The sequence below is a fragment of the Pediococcus sp. M21F004 genome, assembly GCF_051122535.1.
Lineage (GTDB): Bacteria > Bacillota > Bacilli > Lactobacillales > Lactobacillaceae > Pediococcus > Pediococcus inopinatus.
On record NZ_CP177314.1, the window covers coordinates 793,236 to 809,113 of the forward strand.

General features: G+C 39.5%; 16 protein-coding genes. 6 read left to right on the top strand and 10 right to left on the bottom strand.

What is annotated here, in order from left to right; genetic code table 11:
• Positions 1-75: 75 nt before the first annotated feature.
• The 3 genes from ACLHK8_RS04245 to ACLHK8_RS04255 form a co-directional block, all read right to left on the bottom strand.
• Entirely contained in the window at positions 76-1,110 is a 1,035-nt protein-coding gene (locus ACLHK8_RS04245; protein WP_434520420.1) for a DUF4767 domain-containing protein, read from the bottom strand.
• Between the two features lie 139 nt (positions 1,111-1,249).
• Positions 1,250-2,113 (bottom strand): aldo/keto reductase, encoded by an 864-nt coding sequence (locus tag ACLHK8_RS04250; protein WP_057771746.1) that lies wholly within the window; start codon positions 2,111-2,113, stop codon positions 1,250-1,252.
• Between the two features lie 26 nt (positions 2,114-2,139).
• A complete protein-coding gene (locus ACLHK8_RS04255) occupies positions 2,140-3,006 on the bottom strand; it encodes an aldo/keto reductase (RefSeq protein ID WP_057771744.1) in 867 nt (288 codons plus the stop codon).
• A 130-nt stretch (positions 3,007-3,136) separates the two neighbouring features.
• On the opposite strand from ACLHK8_RS04255, the gene ACLHK8_RS04260 reads away from it, so the two are divergent.
• On the top strand, positions 3,137-4,012 hold the full coding sequence (locus tag ACLHK8_RS04260; RefSeq protein ID WP_057771742.1) for a LysR family transcriptional regulator: 876 nt from the start codon (positions 3,137-3,139) through the stop codon (positions 4,010-4,012).
• Positions 4,013-4,064: 52 nt separating this feature from the next.
• Here the strand turns inward: ACLHK8_RS04260 and ACLHK8_RS04265 are convergent, their stop codons facing one another.
• The 4 genes from ACLHK8_RS04265 to ACLHK8_RS04280 form a co-directional block, all read right to left on the bottom strand.
• The gene (locus tag ACLHK8_RS04265; protein WP_057771740.1) at positions 4,065-5,252 is read right to left on the bottom strand and encodes an acetate/propionate family kinase; all 1,188 of its coding nucleotides are present in this window, start codon (positions 5,250-5,252) and stop codon (positions 4,065-4,067) included.
• 128 nt (positions 5,253-5,380) lie between these two features.
• Positions 5,381-6,778: an amino acid permease gene (locus ACLHK8_RS04270; RefSeq protein WP_057771737.1), complete on the bottom strand. Its 1,398-nt coding sequence runs from the start codon at positions 6,776-6,778 to the stop codon at positions 5,381-5,383.
• A gap of 209 nt (positions 6,779-6,987) precedes the next feature.
• The gene (locus ACLHK8_RS04275) at positions 6,988-7,995 is read right to left on the bottom strand and encodes an aldo/keto reductase (RefSeq protein ID WP_057771967.1); all 1,008 of its coding nucleotides are present in this window, start codon (positions 7,993-7,995) and stop codon (positions 6,988-6,990) included.
• Between the two features lie 37 nt (positions 7,996-8,032).
• The gene (locus ACLHK8_RS04280) at positions 8,033-8,674 is read right to left on the bottom strand and encodes an NAD(P)H-binding protein (protein ID WP_057771735.1); all 642 of its coding nucleotides are present in this window, start codon (positions 8,672-8,674) and stop codon (positions 8,033-8,035) included.
• Positions 8,675-8,852: 178 nt separating this feature from the next.
• Here ACLHK8_RS04280 and ACLHK8_RS04285 point away from each other — a divergent pair, with 178 nt between their 5' ends.
• The 5 genes from ACLHK8_RS04285 (at position 8,853) to ACLHK8_RS04305 (ending at position 13,119) form a co-directional block, all read left to right on the top strand.
• On the top strand, positions 8,853-10,247 hold the full coding sequence (locus ACLHK8_RS04285; protein ID WP_063698229.1) for an FAD-binding oxidoreductase: 1,395 nt from the start codon (positions 8,853-8,855) through the stop codon (positions 10,245-10,247).
• A 14-nt stretch (positions 10,248-10,261) separates the two neighbouring features.
• Entirely contained in the window at positions 10,262-11,431 is a 1,170-nt protein-coding gene (locus ACLHK8_RS04290; RefSeq protein WP_236698809.1) for an SAM-dependent methyltransferase, read from the top strand.
• 196 nt (positions 11,432-11,627) lie between these two features.
• Complete coding sequence (locus ACLHK8_RS04295) at positions 11,628-12,296, top strand: DUF421 domain-containing protein (protein WP_063698233.1); 669 nt, start codon at positions 11,628-11,630, stop codon at positions 12,294-12,296.
• Between the two features lie 121 nt (positions 12,297-12,417).
• Entirely contained in the window at positions 12,418-12,888 is a 471-nt protein-coding gene (locus ACLHK8_RS04300) for a DUF2975 domain-containing protein (protein ID WP_057771727.1), read from the top strand.
• Between the two features lie 12 nt (positions 12,889-12,900).
• Entirely contained in the window at positions 12,901-13,119 is a 219-nt protein-coding gene (locus ACLHK8_RS04305) for a helix-turn-helix domain-containing protein (RefSeq protein ID WP_057771726.1), read from the top strand.
• A gap of 192 nt (positions 13,120-13,311) precedes the next feature.
• Here ACLHK8_RS04305 and ACLHK8_RS04310 read toward each other — a convergent pair whose 3' ends face one another.
• From ACLHK8_RS04310 to ACLHK8_RS04320, 3 genes are all read right to left on the bottom strand, one after another.
• Positions 13,312-14,022, bottom strand: coding sequence for a glycosyltransferase family 2 protein (locus ACLHK8_RS04310; protein ID WP_082623203.1), 711 nt, complete (start codon positions 14,020-14,022; stop codon positions 13,312-13,314).
• 31 nt (positions 14,023-14,053) lie between these two features.
• A complete protein-coding gene (locus tag ACLHK8_RS04315; RefSeq protein ID WP_057771722.1) occupies positions 14,054-14,641 on the bottom strand; it encodes a hypothetical protein in 588 nt (195 codons plus the stop codon).
• A gap of 234 nt (positions 14,642-14,875) precedes the next feature.
• Positions 14,876-15,724, bottom strand: a complete 849-nt coding sequence (locus tag ACLHK8_RS04320; protein ID WP_057771720.1) for an aldo/keto reductase — start codon at positions 15,722-15,724, stop codon at positions 14,876-14,878.
• Positions 15,725-15,878 lie beyond the last annotated feature (154 nt).

The window sequence follows — 15,878 nt, forward strand, 5'->3', positions numbered from 1 at the left end:
ATACCCCTCTTTAAATTATTCTTTTCACAAACTTTATTTTAGTGCTTTTTTTCATAAATTCTAATATATCGACTTTTAGTCATCATCTTGAGTCTTTGATTCATCCCCGGATTTAAAGTCCTGCATTTGGGCAGCAATCGCCTTGCTCTGATAAGCATTGCCATCAGACCATGCGCCTGCACCACTAGCTAGCATCATTACCGGAATTTGTTGACCATCGTAATAACGATAACGTACATATTCAAAAGCACCATCGCCAGAAGTTTGATTCTTTCCACGAATATTAAACCACCTAATTTTCTGGATTGTAATATACGCAAGTTCAACATCACTAATCTTTTCTTCCCGGATACTGCTAATCTTTTTATCATAAGGACTATAAGAATACCAAGTCCCCTGATACGCACTAGGCCAGCGTTGTGGAGAAGCTTTCACCGAACTCTTAACATCCGTGTTTAATGATGCATCTGTCAAAATTGCCGGGTTCGTTCCCGTAACGATTTCAGCAAAACCCGCCTGTAGTTCCGCATTTTGCGTATCTTGAAGATACAAAATACCACCGTTAGTTGTTTGGGTCATGAAAACAACCGGCCGATTATTATGAAGACAGAATAGATAGGTTGTCGGGAAACCTGTTCCTGATTTACCCCCAGTCGCTACCTCGACAATTTGAAATTCATTGCCATTCTCACCATTATTGGACCAAGTTAAATTAATCTTTCGATTTCCCCACTTCACCTTGCCGTTTAATTTGCCATCTTTGATAACATCTGGGAAAACAAAGCCCATATGATCAGGCTTATCGCCGTTATAGGTTCCTTTATAGGTTTGTCCCATCTCAGATTGCCAGGTCTGCATAAACTTCGCTAACTTTTGTTCTTTTGTTTTATTCCAAAGTGTTGCTGCAACAGGCCTAGATTGGGCAACTGTTTTCTTTTCATGACTACTTTGACTAAGCTGTGAGGTCGTTTTGCTAGTCTTCTTAGTTACTGACGACGATTGCGATTCTTTAGAAGTCGCCTTACTTGTGGGCTTGTTTGCATTTGTCGAACATCCACCTAGTAACAAAACACCCACTAGCATACTCCACCATATTTTTTTCATTTCCATTTGAATGATCGCGCTCTCCACGTGGTTAGATCATTCATCCTCCTCTTCATTTGGCTATATAATACCCGATAAAATTATAGCACAAAAAAACTGTCTCCGCTTTCACACAGAAGAAGACAGTTTTTGTGATAGATTCATTTTAACCGTTAGCATGCACGTCAAATGCTGATAACAAGCGTTCCCCCAGACCAGGTGCGTCTGGATCGTGATTGCCTTTACCTTTATCTAATCCTCGAATCTCTGCCAATTCGGCATCCGTTAATTCGAAATCAAAAATATCCAGGTTACTCTTGATTCGTTCAACATGGACTGATTTAGGAAAGACAATAATTCCTTCTTGATTTTCAAAACGAAGAATTATTTGACCTGCATTTTTGCCATATTTTTCGGCTAACTTAGTAATAACTGGTTCGTTCAATAGATCATGATTTCCTTGACCCAGTGGCGCCCAAGCTTCAATTTTCACATTGGCAACATCCAAAATTTTTCGCAATTCTTTTTGTTGGAAATATGGGTTAAACTCTACCTGGTTTACAGAAGGTAAAGTGGCAAACTGGGGCACAACCTGATTCCAAATTTTTGGACTCATGTTAGAAACGCCAATGGATTTGATTTTTCCATCCCGTTTGGCTTCTTCCATTGCTTGCCAAGCGCCAAGAACATCCCCATATGGTTGATGAATTAGATACAAATCAATGTAATCAAGTCCGAGTTTCTTCAATGAGTGATCAATGGCCTTTTTCGCTGGTTCATAGCCAAAGTCTTGTAACCAAAGTTTGCTGGTAACCCAGATTTGGTCCCGGGCAATGCCACTATCTTTTACTGCTTTGCCAACTTCGGCTTCATTAAAGTAAGCTACAGCAGTATCAATATGACGATAGCCAACCTTCAAAGCCTCACTAACCGCTTTATACGTCGACCCATCACTGGGGATTTGAAACGTTCCAAATCCAATTGCTGGGATTTTGTTTCCATCATTTAACTTAATTTTTGGTGCTGTCATGTTATCATTCACCCTTCTACGTGAGCTTACTGTAATTGTTTCAAGCTAGAGCCAAAGATTTGTTCAATTGTCACTGGATCACGATGATCAAAGAATTGACTTTCATTCTTATCAAGAGAAGCCATCGTCTGCATCTCTGCGTCAGTTAATTCGAAATCAAACACATTCAAGTTTTCTTCCATGCGGTTACGATGCACAGATTTTGGAATGACGGTAATACCACGTTGTAAGAGCCACCGCAAGATCACCTGACCATTTGCTTTTCCGTACTTTTGCGCAATCTTAGCGATAGTTTCATTTGTGAAAATGTCATGCTTACCTTCTGCAAATGGTGCCCATGCTTCCACACGAATATCTTCACTTTGGGCAAACTTAACTTCATTGGTCTGTTGATACCATGGATTAACTTCAATTTGGTTAACCACGGGTTTAACAGGCATGGTTAATTCCAAGTTTTTTAATTGATCGGCATAGAAATTAGAAACGCCGATAGCACGGATTTTTCCAGCCTTATAAGCTTCTTCCATTGCTCGCCAAGCACCCATCACATCACCATATGGTTGGTGAAGCAGATACAAATCCATATAATCCAGACCTAATTTTTGTAATGAAGCATCAATACCCTTTTTTGCCCGATCGTAGGTGAAATCAGAAACCCATAATTTAGAAGTAACAAAGATATCTTCTCGTTTAACGTCACTTTTTTTGATGGCTCGGCCAACTGCCTCTTCATTTTGATAAGCAGTGGCAGTATCAATTAATCGGTACCCAGATTCCAATGCATTTGTGACGGCATCTTCCGCTTGGCTTAAATCTGGTACTTGGAAAACACCAAACCCTAATTGGGGCATCTCGACACCGTTATTTAATTTAATTGTTGGTACTTTTGTCATTTTAAAACATCCTTTCTATTTTCAAACCTAACTTTATTCAACATCCTTATGATAACCGCAATCCTGTGACTTGAAAATTACTAGTTAATCATGCTAGCATACAGATAACGTATACTAAGAGGTGAATATTGTGATTGAAATCTATTTATTAGAAGAATTAGCCGTTTTTTCTAAGGCGGGCACGCTTGCTAAAACGGCAGAACAGCTGAATGTCACCCAACCCACTGTGACCCGGGGTATGCAAAAATTGGAAGACGAATTTGGTGTACAGTTATTTGATCGCCAACCTAATCGAATCGCCTTAACTGAAACCGGCAAGCTTGCGGCTCAAGAAGCAGTCGCCTTAATGCTGGCCAACCAACAGTTAATTGACAAGGTTCAAAACTTTGACCAAAGTCAACGTACCATTCAAATTGGTTCTGTCCTTCCGGGACCACTGATTTTACTTAGAAATTCTTTAAAACAACCAGCCCAAAATTTTCAAATTGCGACTACCCTTACTTCCCCGGCACACACAGAATCGTTACTTTCAACAAATACTTACACTGGCATAATTTCCAACAAAGCACTTTCAACCTCTGATATTGGCTCTCAATACTTAGGAACCGAAATCCTGGCGGTTAATTTAGATAAATTTATGTATCATGCCAATCAATCTTCCGTTAGTTTTTCAGAACTAAAAGGTTTGAGCTTTATTGTATTAGACGACATTGGTCCTTGGCGACAAATTATCCAACAAGAGATCCCTGACGCAAAGTTTCTTTATCAAGCTCAGCGGGATGCGTTTGCTGAAATCACAAAGTATTCGGATTTTCCTTATTTCAGTACAAAACTCTCCAGAACAGATGCCACCTTTTTTGAACAATTTGACAATGACGATAATCGAATCCGCATTCCGATAAGTGACCAGAATGCCCATATGAAAATTTATTTTAACTATTTAAAAAAACAAAAGCAGCGGGTTGAGCCCATCATTAGCCAGATTCAACAAATTTGGCCTGTGTAAAACACAAAATAGCCTCCAGAACCAAGTTTTATCGGTTCTGGAGGCTATTAATCTACAATCGGGCATACACATCACGGGCGATCATCAATTCTTCGTTAGTCGGAATCACTAATGTCTTAACTTTTGCATCTGCCTCGCTAATATCAATTTCTTTGCCAGCTACTTTATTTTTAGTGGCATCAATTGTGGCTCCTACATAATCAAAAGAGGTCATAATTTGGCTTCGCATTTCAAAACTGTTTTCACCGACACCGCCGGTAAAAATCAACGCGTCAACTCCATCCATCAAGGCAATATAGCTTCCAACAAACTTAATGACGCGATTTGCAAACATGTCCAAAGCCAACTGTGCTCGCGGCTGGGTCTTTGCCACCTTTTTTAATTCACGTTGATCATCGGAAATCCCAGAAACACCTAACAATCCGGATTTACTATTTAAAATAGTGATCATTTCTGCTGAATCCTTAAGACCTAATTTTTTAGTCAGATATGGTACTAACGATGCGTCAATTTGCCCACTGCGCGTATTCATCATCAGGCCATCCAGTGGCGTAAATCCCATCGAAGTATCGAGTGATTTCCCCTTATTAACTGCCGTCACACTCGAACCAGCTCCCAAATGCATCACAATCAAACGTAAATCAGTTAACGGTTTATTCAAAAGTTTAGCTGCCCGCTTCGAGACGTATCGGACACTGGTCCCATGAGCGCCATACTTTCTGGCGCCGTACTTTTTGTAGTAATCGTAGGGGATGCCATACAAATAATTTTCAGCTGGCATCGTATGATGAAACGCGGTATCAAACACCGCCACCTGTGTAGTCCAAGGCATCAACTGGCGAAAAAGCTCAATCCCGCCTACTTCCAGATGATTATGTAACGGCGCGAAGATATCTAAATCATCAATCTGTTGTAAAACGTCCTTGGTAATCACGACAGACTCTTTGTACACTTCACCACCGGCAACCACACGATGCCCAACACCGACGATTTCATGTAATTGCGTAACTAATTTCAAGGATTTTAATTCTTCCATTAAAACTCTAATGGCCTGTTTGAGATCCAACTTTTCGTCAAAATTACGCGTTTTTTTCTGATCACCAAATTTAACCGTAATTTTAGCCTTGGTATTATCCAAAAAATCGACCAGTCCAGAAGCAATTTGTTGTTCTTCAGGCATTTCAAACAAACGCCATTTAAGTGTCGAACTACCTAAGTTTACCGATAAAATTTTGGCCACGTCTTCACCTTCCGTAATCTACATATTTACCTGTATATTAGGCTAGTTGCCAAGAATAATCACGAAGTTGGCTCACAAGTTTCTGATTACGGAGATTTTTTGCCCAGTTTGACACAAGCGGGGCCGTTTTAACTATCTAAAATATCGCTTTGATGCCAATGACGAATCAAATAAACCAACGTGGCCACAATCAAGACAAGTGCCCCCACGATTACTGAAACCCGTGTATCTGGGTTAACGAACATGAAAGCCACAATGACCGCCAGCATCACCAATGCGAAGTAATTTGAATACGGATAGAAAGGTAATTTAAACGGATGTGTGGTCATTAATTTAGAATTGTTTTTTCGAAAGCGAAGTTCTGCTAAAAGAATCACGAACCAAGGTACCATTCCCGGTAGCACAGAAGAACTAAAGACGACCACAAAGAGATTTGAAGTCGACTTACTATAAATTGAAGCCACCGTGTCGATGATAAACCCAATTAAAATTCCACCCGAAATCCCCAGAATGGCCATGTTGGGAACAATTTGCTTAGATAATTTTCCGAAAAATCCTGGTGCATCCCCTTCATGAGCCAGTTTAAAGAGCATCCGACTAGACGAATAAATTCCAGAATTAGCTCCTGATAAAGCCGCCGTTAAAACAACAAAATTTATAACTGACGCGGCCGAAGTGATCCCCACCTTGGCAAATGTCGAAACAAACGGGGAACCAACAGAACTAAGCTCGTTCCACGGATAAATCGTCACGATCACAAAAATTGCGCCGACGTAAAAAATTAGAATTCGCCATAGTACTGATTTGACTGATTTCACAATTGCTACTTGTGGATTAGCAACCTCCCCTGCCGAAATCCCCAGCAATTCAATACCTTGATAAGAGCCTACAATAATTGACATTGAGAAGAAGAAGCCTTTGAAACCGCCAGTGAAGAAACCACCATGACTCCACAGATTACTAAATCCAATTGGATGCCCACCATTACCGAATCCAAAGAAAATGATCATGAATCCTAAAAGAATCATCATAATAATGGTAATTACTTTGATCATCGCAAACCAAAATTCCAGTGATCCGTAAGCTTTGGCACTGGCTAAATTAGCCAAAACCAAGAATAAAATAATGAATATCCCGGCCAAAAAGGGATTGATATGAGGCCACCAATATTTGAGATACTCAGTTGCTGCCACAACTTCCGACATCCCAACCACTATGTATTCAAAAACATTGGCCCATTTAGCAAGATATCCGGCAATTGGATGAACGTATTCTGTCGCATAATCGGCAAATGAGCCCGTTCCAGGATTAATATAAATCATTTCGCCCAGGGCCCGCATGACAATATACAAAATTAGGCCTACAAACATGTAAGCCAAAAGTACAGACGGACCAGTCCATTTAATGGTTGAAGCTGAGCCCATAAACAGTCCAACCCCGATTGCGCCTCCTAAGGAGATCATTTCCATTTGACCAGCTGTCATGGACCGTTGTAGTTCTGGCGCTTGTTTTGTCTTCTGTTTCATCTGTTTATCTCCCAGAAATCAAGTTTTTGAATAAGCTGCTCATTAGAACAATATTTATATAGTAAAATATAATCTCTCTTTAATCAAATTCAAATCTTAACTAGTTTCTCTCCGGCGTCAAAATTTCGCCTTCATTTCTACAAAAAAAGGCTTTTCAATTAAGAAAGCCTTTGGGAAACTATATTATCTGTTTAAGATTAATCTTTACTTTATTTCTTCTCATCAATTAATACTGTTCCCTGAGCTGGGTTATGACTAATCGCCCCCACAATTTCATGTGGCACATACAATTCTTCCAGGTAATGCACATCTTCATCTGTGAGTTTCACACTCAACGCTTCAACAGCCTCATCCAAATGACTAACCTTGGTTGAACCCACGATTGGTGCCATGACACCTTTTGCCCACTGCCAGGCTAGAGCGATTTGGCTCATTGAAACATTATACTTCTTAGCTAGTTCATCAACTCGCTCAACAATTCCCAAATCTTCTGATTCAGCTCGGTCATATTTGCCCATGGCTACGCGATCAGTTTGACTACGTAATGTATTTACTTGCCACTGTCGATGACTCAAATGTCCGGCTGCCAATGGACTGTACGGCATTAATGAAACGCCCATTTGTTTGCAAATTGGAATTAATTCCCGTTCATCTTCACGATACAAAAGATTGTAGTGATTTTCCATGGTTTGAAATTGTGCCCAACCATGGTCTTTAGCAACCTGTTGCATATTATGAAATTGATATCCATACATTGCTGAAGCTCCAATTGCCCGCACTTTACCGGATTTAACCAACTCATTTAGAGCCGACATTGTTTCTTCGATTGGTGTGTCATAGTCAAAACGATGAATAATGTATAAATCTAGATAATCTGTGCCCAGCCGTTTTAAAGAACCCTCAATTTCACGATTAATGGCCTCTTTAGAAAGCCGACCCGGATTAAAATAGACCTTGGACGCTAAAACAACTTGGTCGCGGGGCACGTTATCAGACTTTAAAGCGCGGCCTAAGTATTCTTCACTTGTCCCTTTTGAATAAGTATTAGCAGTATCAAAAAAGTTAATCCCCAGACTCAAAGCATGTTTAATGACCTTTTCACTGTCCTCATAATCGAGTGACCAGTCGTGCATCGTGCCCGGTTTGCCGAAGCTCATCGCGCCAATACAAATCTTAGACACCTCAATATCCGTATTTCCTAATTTAGTATATTGCATATCTTTATTTGGCATTTTAAAATCTCCTATCTAAATTTCAGATCCAACTAGGTTTATCCCCATCCGTATCAGGTTTATTTAAGCCGACACTTTCATTAACATGTGTTTGTGGTTGGGTAACTACTTGAAAGGCAAAATCAGCCACACTTTTTCGTGAAACTTCCGTCCCTTTAAAAGGCTCATCCACTTGAGTTGTTTCATAAGCTACTTCGTCTTTATCCGTCAACCAAGCAGGCCGAATTTCAGTATATTTAAGGCCTGACTCACTCACTAACTGCGCCGCTTTTCGAAAACCGGGTAAATACGCCCCAATGGCTTGTTCATTCCATTCGCCATATTTTCCTGGCACTTCATGATGAGCACCCAGCGAGCTAATATAAACAAAACGTTCTTTTTGCGCTAGTTTCATAGCGTTAAGCACGCTTTGAATCTGATCAGCCAAATCAACTCCGCCCAGGTTTGAGTAAATAATCTCAGCCTCTTGCATCGCATCAGCTAATTGATCGGTATCTAATACATCGCCATCCACCAATTCAACACGTGGATTGTCTGCATATTTATTTAACCGCTGTGCATTTCGTAAAAATAAAATTAGTTCATCATTTGTCTCATTTAAAAGCTTTTCTGTCAGTAACTGCGCCATTTTACCATAAGCACCAATAATCATAATTTTTGCCATTTAATAGCCTCCGTTCTTTTACAGTAATTCTACTCCTTGAAGTATACTTCAAGTCAAGAAATATCCATTGTTGTCTGGTTATCGGCCAGTGGACGGTTAACTGATACTTAAAAAAAGAGGTAAACTGATCATGTGATTGACAATCAAGCACAAAATCAGTTTTTGAAGGAGTGTCAATATGTTAGTATTCTATGAATATACCAAAGAAGAAATGTTAGATTTTTTAAAAAGCCAAGCCCCACATGCCGAAATTCATGTCCAAGACGCAGTTAGTCAGCAACATGCAGCTAACGGTCGCGCCACTAATACGATGGAAGGCCAATTATTAGCCTACGTTGCAGTAAGCGACACTGACGATATCAAAGGTGTTTTAAAAACTGCCCGCAAATTTCATCTCCCTGTGATTCCCCAAAGTGGTGACACATCCACTGTAATTGGATCGGATGGCATCGATGGTGGGATCATCTTATCAACCGCAAAATTAAATCACATTAAGAAAATCAGCCCCGATGACGGCATTGCAGTCGTTGAACCGGGTGTTATAAATGGTGATTTGGATAGAGCTGCTCGGAAACAAGGTCTGTTTTATGCGCCGGACCCAGCTTCCCGCCCAATTTCAACGATTGGTGGTAATGTCGCCACAAATGCTGGTGGGATGAGCACTGTGAAATATGGCGCTACTAAAGATTCAGTATTAGGCCTAAAAGTAATTTTAGCCGATGGTCGTGAATTAACCCTTGGTGGTCAAACCTATAAACAGGCGTTTGGCTACGATTTAACCCAACTGTTTGTTGGCTCTGAAGGCACTTTGGGAATTGTGACCGAAATCACAGTCCGTTTATTGCCCATCCCAGTTGGTGAACCCGTTACGGGCATTGCGTTTTTCAAAAATATGGTTGAACTCTCCGTGGCCGTTAGGGATTTACGCATGTCAGGAATTGCCCCTGTTATGCTTGAAGCTTTAGATAGCAAAACCGTTGTTGCCCTGGATAAGTTTGAAAATAAGCATTACACCAATGGCACTTCTGCCATGTTGATCTTCAAATTAGATGCTGGCGGACAGCAAAGTTTGGATATTGCTAAAAGAGTCCTGTTAAACGACAACGCGACCAACATTGAAGTTACAACTGATCCACAAAAATCAGCAGAATTATTAAAGTTGCGCCAAGATATGTTGCCGGCCATTTTTATTAACAGTAACCATATCATGGAAGATATGGCCGTTCCATTGTCCAAACTCGCTGAAATGATAGATTACATTTCCAAAGTTGGCGACGATTTAGACGTTAACATTTATACCGCGGGACATGCTGGTGACGGAAATATCCACCCTAGTTTGTTATGGTCTAAAGATGAACCCAATCCACCTGCCAAAATAATCGAAGCCACCCGTTTGTTATTGAAAAAAACATTAGCACTTGGAGGCACAATTTCAGGTGAACATGCCGTGGGAATGCTGAAAAATCAGTGGACCAACGCCGAATTGGGTTTTGATGTCGATGAAATCCAACATGCGGTTAAACATCTCTTTGATCCAATGGGTATTTTGAATCCAAAACGAAAGATTAATTAAATCTACTGACTATTTTGCCCAATTACAAAAAATTATTAAGTCATGCGTTTGATTTTCCTGTAACAGTTAAATATTGGGATGGTAAGTCTGAGACCTATGGTGAAGGCACCCCTAAAGCGGAAATCGATATCAACAAGGAGCTTTCCATGACGGAAATTGCCAAACACGCAACTTTGACTCTTGGTGAAGCTTACATGGATGGCGACATCGATATCAAAGGCTCGATCCAACAGGTTGTGGCGTCAGCTTACCGTTCAACAACTAGTTTCATGCATGATAAGAGTTTCTTGAAGTTTGTGCCTAAACAAGGCCACTCTGAAAAAGAGAATACCAAAGATATCCAAAGCCACTACGATATTGGTAACGATTTTTATAAACTGTGGCTCGATCCAACGTTGACTTACTCATGTGCCTATTTTGAACACGATGATGATACCTTGGAACAGGCCCAGCTAAACAAGATTCATCATATTTTGAATAAACTAAAACCAAACCGTGGTAAGACCTTGCTTGATATCGGTTCTGGTTGGGGTACTCTGCTCTACATTGCTGCTGAGGAATATGGCCTCCATGCCACTGGTGTCACATTGAGCCAGGAACAATACGATTACACAAAAGATCAGATTAAAAAACGAGGTCTTGAAGATTTAGTCGATGTTCAATTAGAAGACTATCGCAAGATTAAAGTTCAGTACGATTACATTACCAGTGTAGGGATGTTTGAACACGTTGGTAAAGACAACTTACCTGGCTACTTTAAAAAAGTTAACGAACTGCTCAAACCGAATGCTCATGCGCTAATTCACGGAATTACTGGGCAGCATAATGGCCCCGGTGTTGAACCCTGGTTAACCAAATACATTTTCCCAGGTGGCTACATCCCGAGCGTTTCTAAAAATCTTGATTACATGATTGAAGCTAATTTACAGATTGAAGATTTGGAACCACTCCGCCGCCACTATCAAAAAACGCTTGAAATTTGGGATCATAATTTTAATGACGTTCGTGATCAGGTCCGGGAAATGTTTGACGAACGTTTCTGTCGCATGTGGGATCTTTATCTCCAAGCGGCTGCCGCTTCGTTTGAATCCGGCAATATTGACGTCATGCAGTTCTTATTGACGAAGTCTCCAAGTGGCGAAGGATTACCAATGACACGTGAATATATGTATGAAGAAAAGTAATTCACACAAAAAATTAGAGTTTCTATTCTGGGCATTGGTGAAAATCAATGCTCTTTTTTACCGCTAAATTCATTTTGATCTACATCTTCATTATGGTTGCTTACTTACGTCAATCTCCTTTATACTGAAACTATAGTATCTATAACTCGCTTACAATACATGCTTGTATCAAATCCACCCAAAGGAGATAACCAAAATGATAGGACTAATTGCACTTAAATTAATTTTTGGCTTAATCGGATTATTACTAGTTGTCCGTCTCTTAGGAAAAAAATCACTCTCGGATATCACTCCGTTTGACCTCATCTATACCTTGGTCTTGGGCGGCATTTTAGAAGAATCAATTTACGACCCAAAGATAAATATTGGCCACTTATTGGTGGGAATTATCCTATGGGGTAGCTTGATTTATTTTATCGAAAAAGTTGTTCAGAAAAACGAAAAAATTAATCGTTGGCTAAAAGGTGAACCCTCCGTTCTCATTAAGGACGGTGTTTTAAATTTAAAAGAAATTAACCGTAATAAAATCGAAATGGAACAGTTACGTCAGCTTGCCCGACAAAACCAATGTTTTTCGCTTCAAAACGCTAAACATATTGTTTTGGAAAATGCGGGACAAATTAGTTTAGCCGTTCAATCAGAAGAAGACAAAGTATTATCAGTCATGCTCATTGATCAAGGACATCTGCAAGAAGAGGTTTTAAAAACGCATCAACTAAGCACATCGTGGCTCAAAGCTAGTCTGCAACAACGCGGTTTTAAAAATATCAGCGAATTGGTTTATGTAGAATGGTCTGAAGAAAACGGACTCTATATCGTAACCAACGATGATGTAATCGAGAAAATCTATCGTATTGATGGTTAAACCCGCCAAATTGCTTAATGCATTAACTTAGTAATTAAAATTTTATTAAGCAATAATTATTTATCGTTTATCGATAAATACAAGTGATATTCTTAGTTTATCAAATAACGAGGTGAGCATCTTGAAATTTCGACGCGTATTCTTAAACTTAGCACTATTATTTATTACTGGCTTTTTATGGTTAGTGGGCTTTTTATATCTTGTGCAACTCTTTTCGTCCAAACAACTTGAACACCCAATGGTCATTAGCCTGCTAGGAATTGCAGTTTTTGGAACGGTTATTTTTGGCACCCAGATCATGTATTTTCTCCACCAAATCTTACATTTAATTGTTAACTATCAGTCCTTTTCGCAAGCCTCTGTGACCCTTATTCGAAAGGTGCGTCGCAATATTGGCTTCGTCAGTATTAGTTTTCTCTTCTCTATGCCATTTTTTGTCACCATTGCCAATTCCGATGATGCTCCTGGGGTTATCTTGCTGGGATTCGCAATAATCTGTGTACCATTTGCGATCTATATTTTTTCACAAATTATTGAAGAATTGTTCGAAAGTGCCCTCAATTTGCAAACTGACCATGATTTAACGGTCTAAGGAGGCCCCAAAATGGCAATTCAAATCGAATTAGATGTCGTCATGGCACAAAAAAAAATCACCCTAACGCAATTAGCCAATGATATTGGTATCACAATGGCTAATATTTCAATATTAAAAACTGGCAAGGCCAGGGCAATTCGCTTTTCTACTTTGGAAAAAATTTGTGAAGTTCTCGAGTGTCAGCCAGGTGATATTTTAAAATTTATCCCTGATCAGAAAACAAGATAGTTTGATTTAAGAATAATTTAAGGTAAATTCAGATTTTTCATTCAAAACTTCAATGATTAGCAATCGTTTCAGATACCGCTTGATTATATTTTCAAAAATATTCCTTCTTACAGTTGAATGATTTGTTTAGATATTCTGTGATAGCAAAAAAGATCTGCCTTTAATCGGCAGATCTTTTTAAATATTTACTTGTCATTCAATAAATTTTTGGAGACTATAAATTTGATCGAACACGTGATTCTCTTCATTTCTATCTTGCCGATTAGCCTTGTGAAGCGTACTATCGGGGCGATTGCGTTTTGTGTACAACACCCGTGACAAATAGACATACTTTCCAGGCGTGTGAGCCACAAAAGTCGCTGTGAACAAATAATCTTCCGCCAAATGCAAAGACTCATCGAAAGTTAAATTTGCAGCCTTAATCGCAGATGTTCGAAATGCCTTGTTCCAAACATAACCGCCAACTTCTGTCCCATGATGGGAAACCTGATCAAACATTGATTTTTGATCCAGTTCAACAAAAGAATCAGTTTGGACAGCGGGACGGCGATACCACTCGTAACCAACGACGGCCATAACTGCACCTTGATCTAATCCCTGTTCTAGGATCTCAACGAAATTAGACGCGATCAAATCGTCGCCGTCAATAAAGACAATACCATCCCCCGTAGCATGCCGCAAACCATAATTTCTGGCCACTGAAACTCCCTGATGTTCTAACTGGACAACATGAAAATTGGGATTTCCTTCAACAAACCTATTAAGCCGTATTACTGTTTCATCAGTTGATCCATCATCAACCAACCATAGTTCAAAATCCACTGTTTGTTTTGCCAAATTTGCTAATAGTCCCTTTACGTATGAGCCTAAATTGTATGTGGGTACGACAACTGACATTTTCATGACGATCACCTCATTTTTGTTTTCAGGACTTTTAATTCACAGCAGCAAATGACGGCTGTTTTCCAGTGGTAGTTATCGCCATTCTCACCAAAATTTGTTTATCGTCACTCACTGGCAACCCATCCAAATATAATTCGCGGTGACTGGTTGAATCCGTCACCTGATACCCTGCCTTCGTGACAGCTTGTTGTAATTGATCGATTACTTTTTGGGTGACAAAACCAGTCGTGATAGTTTGAATTTCAACGCCTTCCGCTAATTGCTCAAAATTAACTGCTTCGGCCAATTCAACTTGACTCACAGCCTTCTTATAGATACTTTCATCAATAAATAACGGTTGCTTGAGCCAAATCTTGAATTCATCTCCGCGCCAAACTGCCTGAACTGGATAAGGTCGATACTCTTTAAAACCCGGAATCATAATTCCAGCGGTAGCCCCCTCACTAATAAATTTTGCTAATTTAACTACCGCATCAGCCTTTGCTAAAAAAATTGGATCTTCTGTTCGTTTTAGCGCGGTACCACTTGCCGTCAAATAACTTCGTTTCGTTAATTTCACAAAACTAATCTGAGAGTTGCGACTATATTCTGCTTGTTCCCTAACTTCCCAATCAAACATTTAAATCTCCTCCTTTACCCCAACAATCAACAATATCCATTTTGATTTAAAGTATAGATCGTTTTTGCAGGATAGCCAGTAAAACGTTTTCATTGCCGTTAATGGAACATTTTTACATCCCAATAAGGACAAAAAAAATTTCATCATAATTAGATTTTTACCCAATTGTGATGAAATGCTTTATTCAATAAAGGCTTATCAACTTTTCAATTTAGGCCTTGATATCCTAAAAAATCAGATCATTTGCAGAGGTTGTTTGGAATCTGGGCCCGGAAATTGTAAATCAATTTGTTGCATTTCTGAATCAGATAATATAATTTCTCCAGCCTCAATATTTTGTTTCATGTGTTCAATACTACTCGTCTGTGGAATAGCCATGACATCCTCAGATTGAATTGTCCATGCTAATAAAATCTGCATTGGTGTGACCTGATGAACATCTGCAATTTTTTGAACAACAGAATTTTGGGTAAGCTTTTGCCCACGAGAATCGCCTTGATCAATTGGCGCATAAGCAATTAGTGGCAATTGACGACTACGCTGCCATGGCAATAAATCATATTCAATCCCCCGATTGGCAAGATTATATAGATCCTCATTAGCAAAAACTTGATCTCCTTGTGGTAAGCCATAAAGCTCTTCCAAATCCGCTGTATCAAAATTGGAAACACCCCAGTGACGAATCTTTCCTTCTTTTTGCAGGTCAATCACCCCAGCAACAGTTTCTGACAAAGGCACTGAACCTCGCCAATGAAGTAAATATAAGTCAAGATAGTCAGTCTTTAGCCGCTTTAGACTATTGTTTAACGCTTGTTTCATACGCTCTTTAGTCGCATTTTGTGGATAAAATTTACTAATCAGAAAAACCTTTTGTCGATCAAATTCTTGCAACACATCGCCGACTAAGGTTTCGGCATTTCCTTCACCATACATTTCGGCAGTATCGATAACGGTGGCGCCATGATTTAACCCATACAGAATTGTTGCTTTTTCTTGCGCATAGGTTTTGAGATTATCCCCCATGTGCCAGGTTCCAATGCCGATCGCTGGCAAGTTAACACCTTTAAAATTCACTTGTTTCATGCTGTGGCCTCCTTCAACAACTTCATTTTACGCGCTCCAGCATCCTCTTCCTAATTTTTACTATCAAATATTCCGCAAATTAAATTCACGTCTATCTAATAATCGCTAGTCAATAATCTGGTTCCAATTAGATTGACTTTTTTATTTTTGAGAT

Coding starts and splice junctions, on each gene's coding strand:
- ACLHK8_RS04270 (WP_057771737.1), bottom strand. CDS start 6,778: ATGAAACAGAAGACAAAACAAGCGCCAGAACTACAACGGTCCATGACA.
- ACLHK8_RS04245 (WP_434520420.1), bottom strand. CDS start 1,110: ATGGAAATGAAAAAAATATGGTGGAGTATGCTAGTGGGTGTTTTGTTA.
- ACLHK8_RS04310 (WP_082623203.1), bottom strand. CDS start 14,022: ATGAAAATGTCAGTTGTCGTACCCACATACAATTTAGGCTCATACGTA.
- ACLHK8_RS04315 (WP_057771722.1), bottom strand. CDS start 14,641: ATGTTTGATTGGGAAGTTAGGGAACAAGCAGAATATAGTCGCAACTCT.
- ACLHK8_RS04250 (WP_057771746.1), bottom strand. CDS start 2,113: ATGACAGCACCAAAAATTAAGTTAAATGATGGAAACAAAATCCCAGCA.
- ACLHK8_RS04320 (WP_057771720.1), bottom strand. CDS start 15,724: ATGAAACAAGTGAATTTTAAAGGTGTTAACTTGCCAGCGATCGGCATT.
- ACLHK8_RS04275 (WP_057771967.1), bottom strand. CDS start 7,995: ATGCAATATACTAAATTAGGAAATACGGATATTGAGGTGTCTAAGATT.
- ACLHK8_RS04305 (WP_057771726.1), top strand. CDS start 12,901: ATGGCAATTCAAATCGAATTAGATGTCGTCATGGCACAAAAAAAAATC.
- ACLHK8_RS04285 (WP_063698229.1), top strand. CDS start 8,853: ATGTTAGTATTCTATGAATATACCAAAGAAGAAATGTTAGATTTTTTA.
- ACLHK8_RS04295 (WP_063698233.1), top strand. CDS start 11,628: ATGATAGGACTAATTGCACTTAAATTAATTTTTGGCTTAATCGGATTA.
- ACLHK8_RS04255 (WP_057771744.1), bottom strand. CDS start 3,006: ATGACAAAAGTACCAACAATTAAATTAAATAACGGTGTCGAGATGCCC.
- ACLHK8_RS04280 (WP_057771735.1), bottom strand. CDS start 8,674: ATGGCAAAAATTATGATTATTGGTGCTTATGGTAAAATGGCGCAGTTA.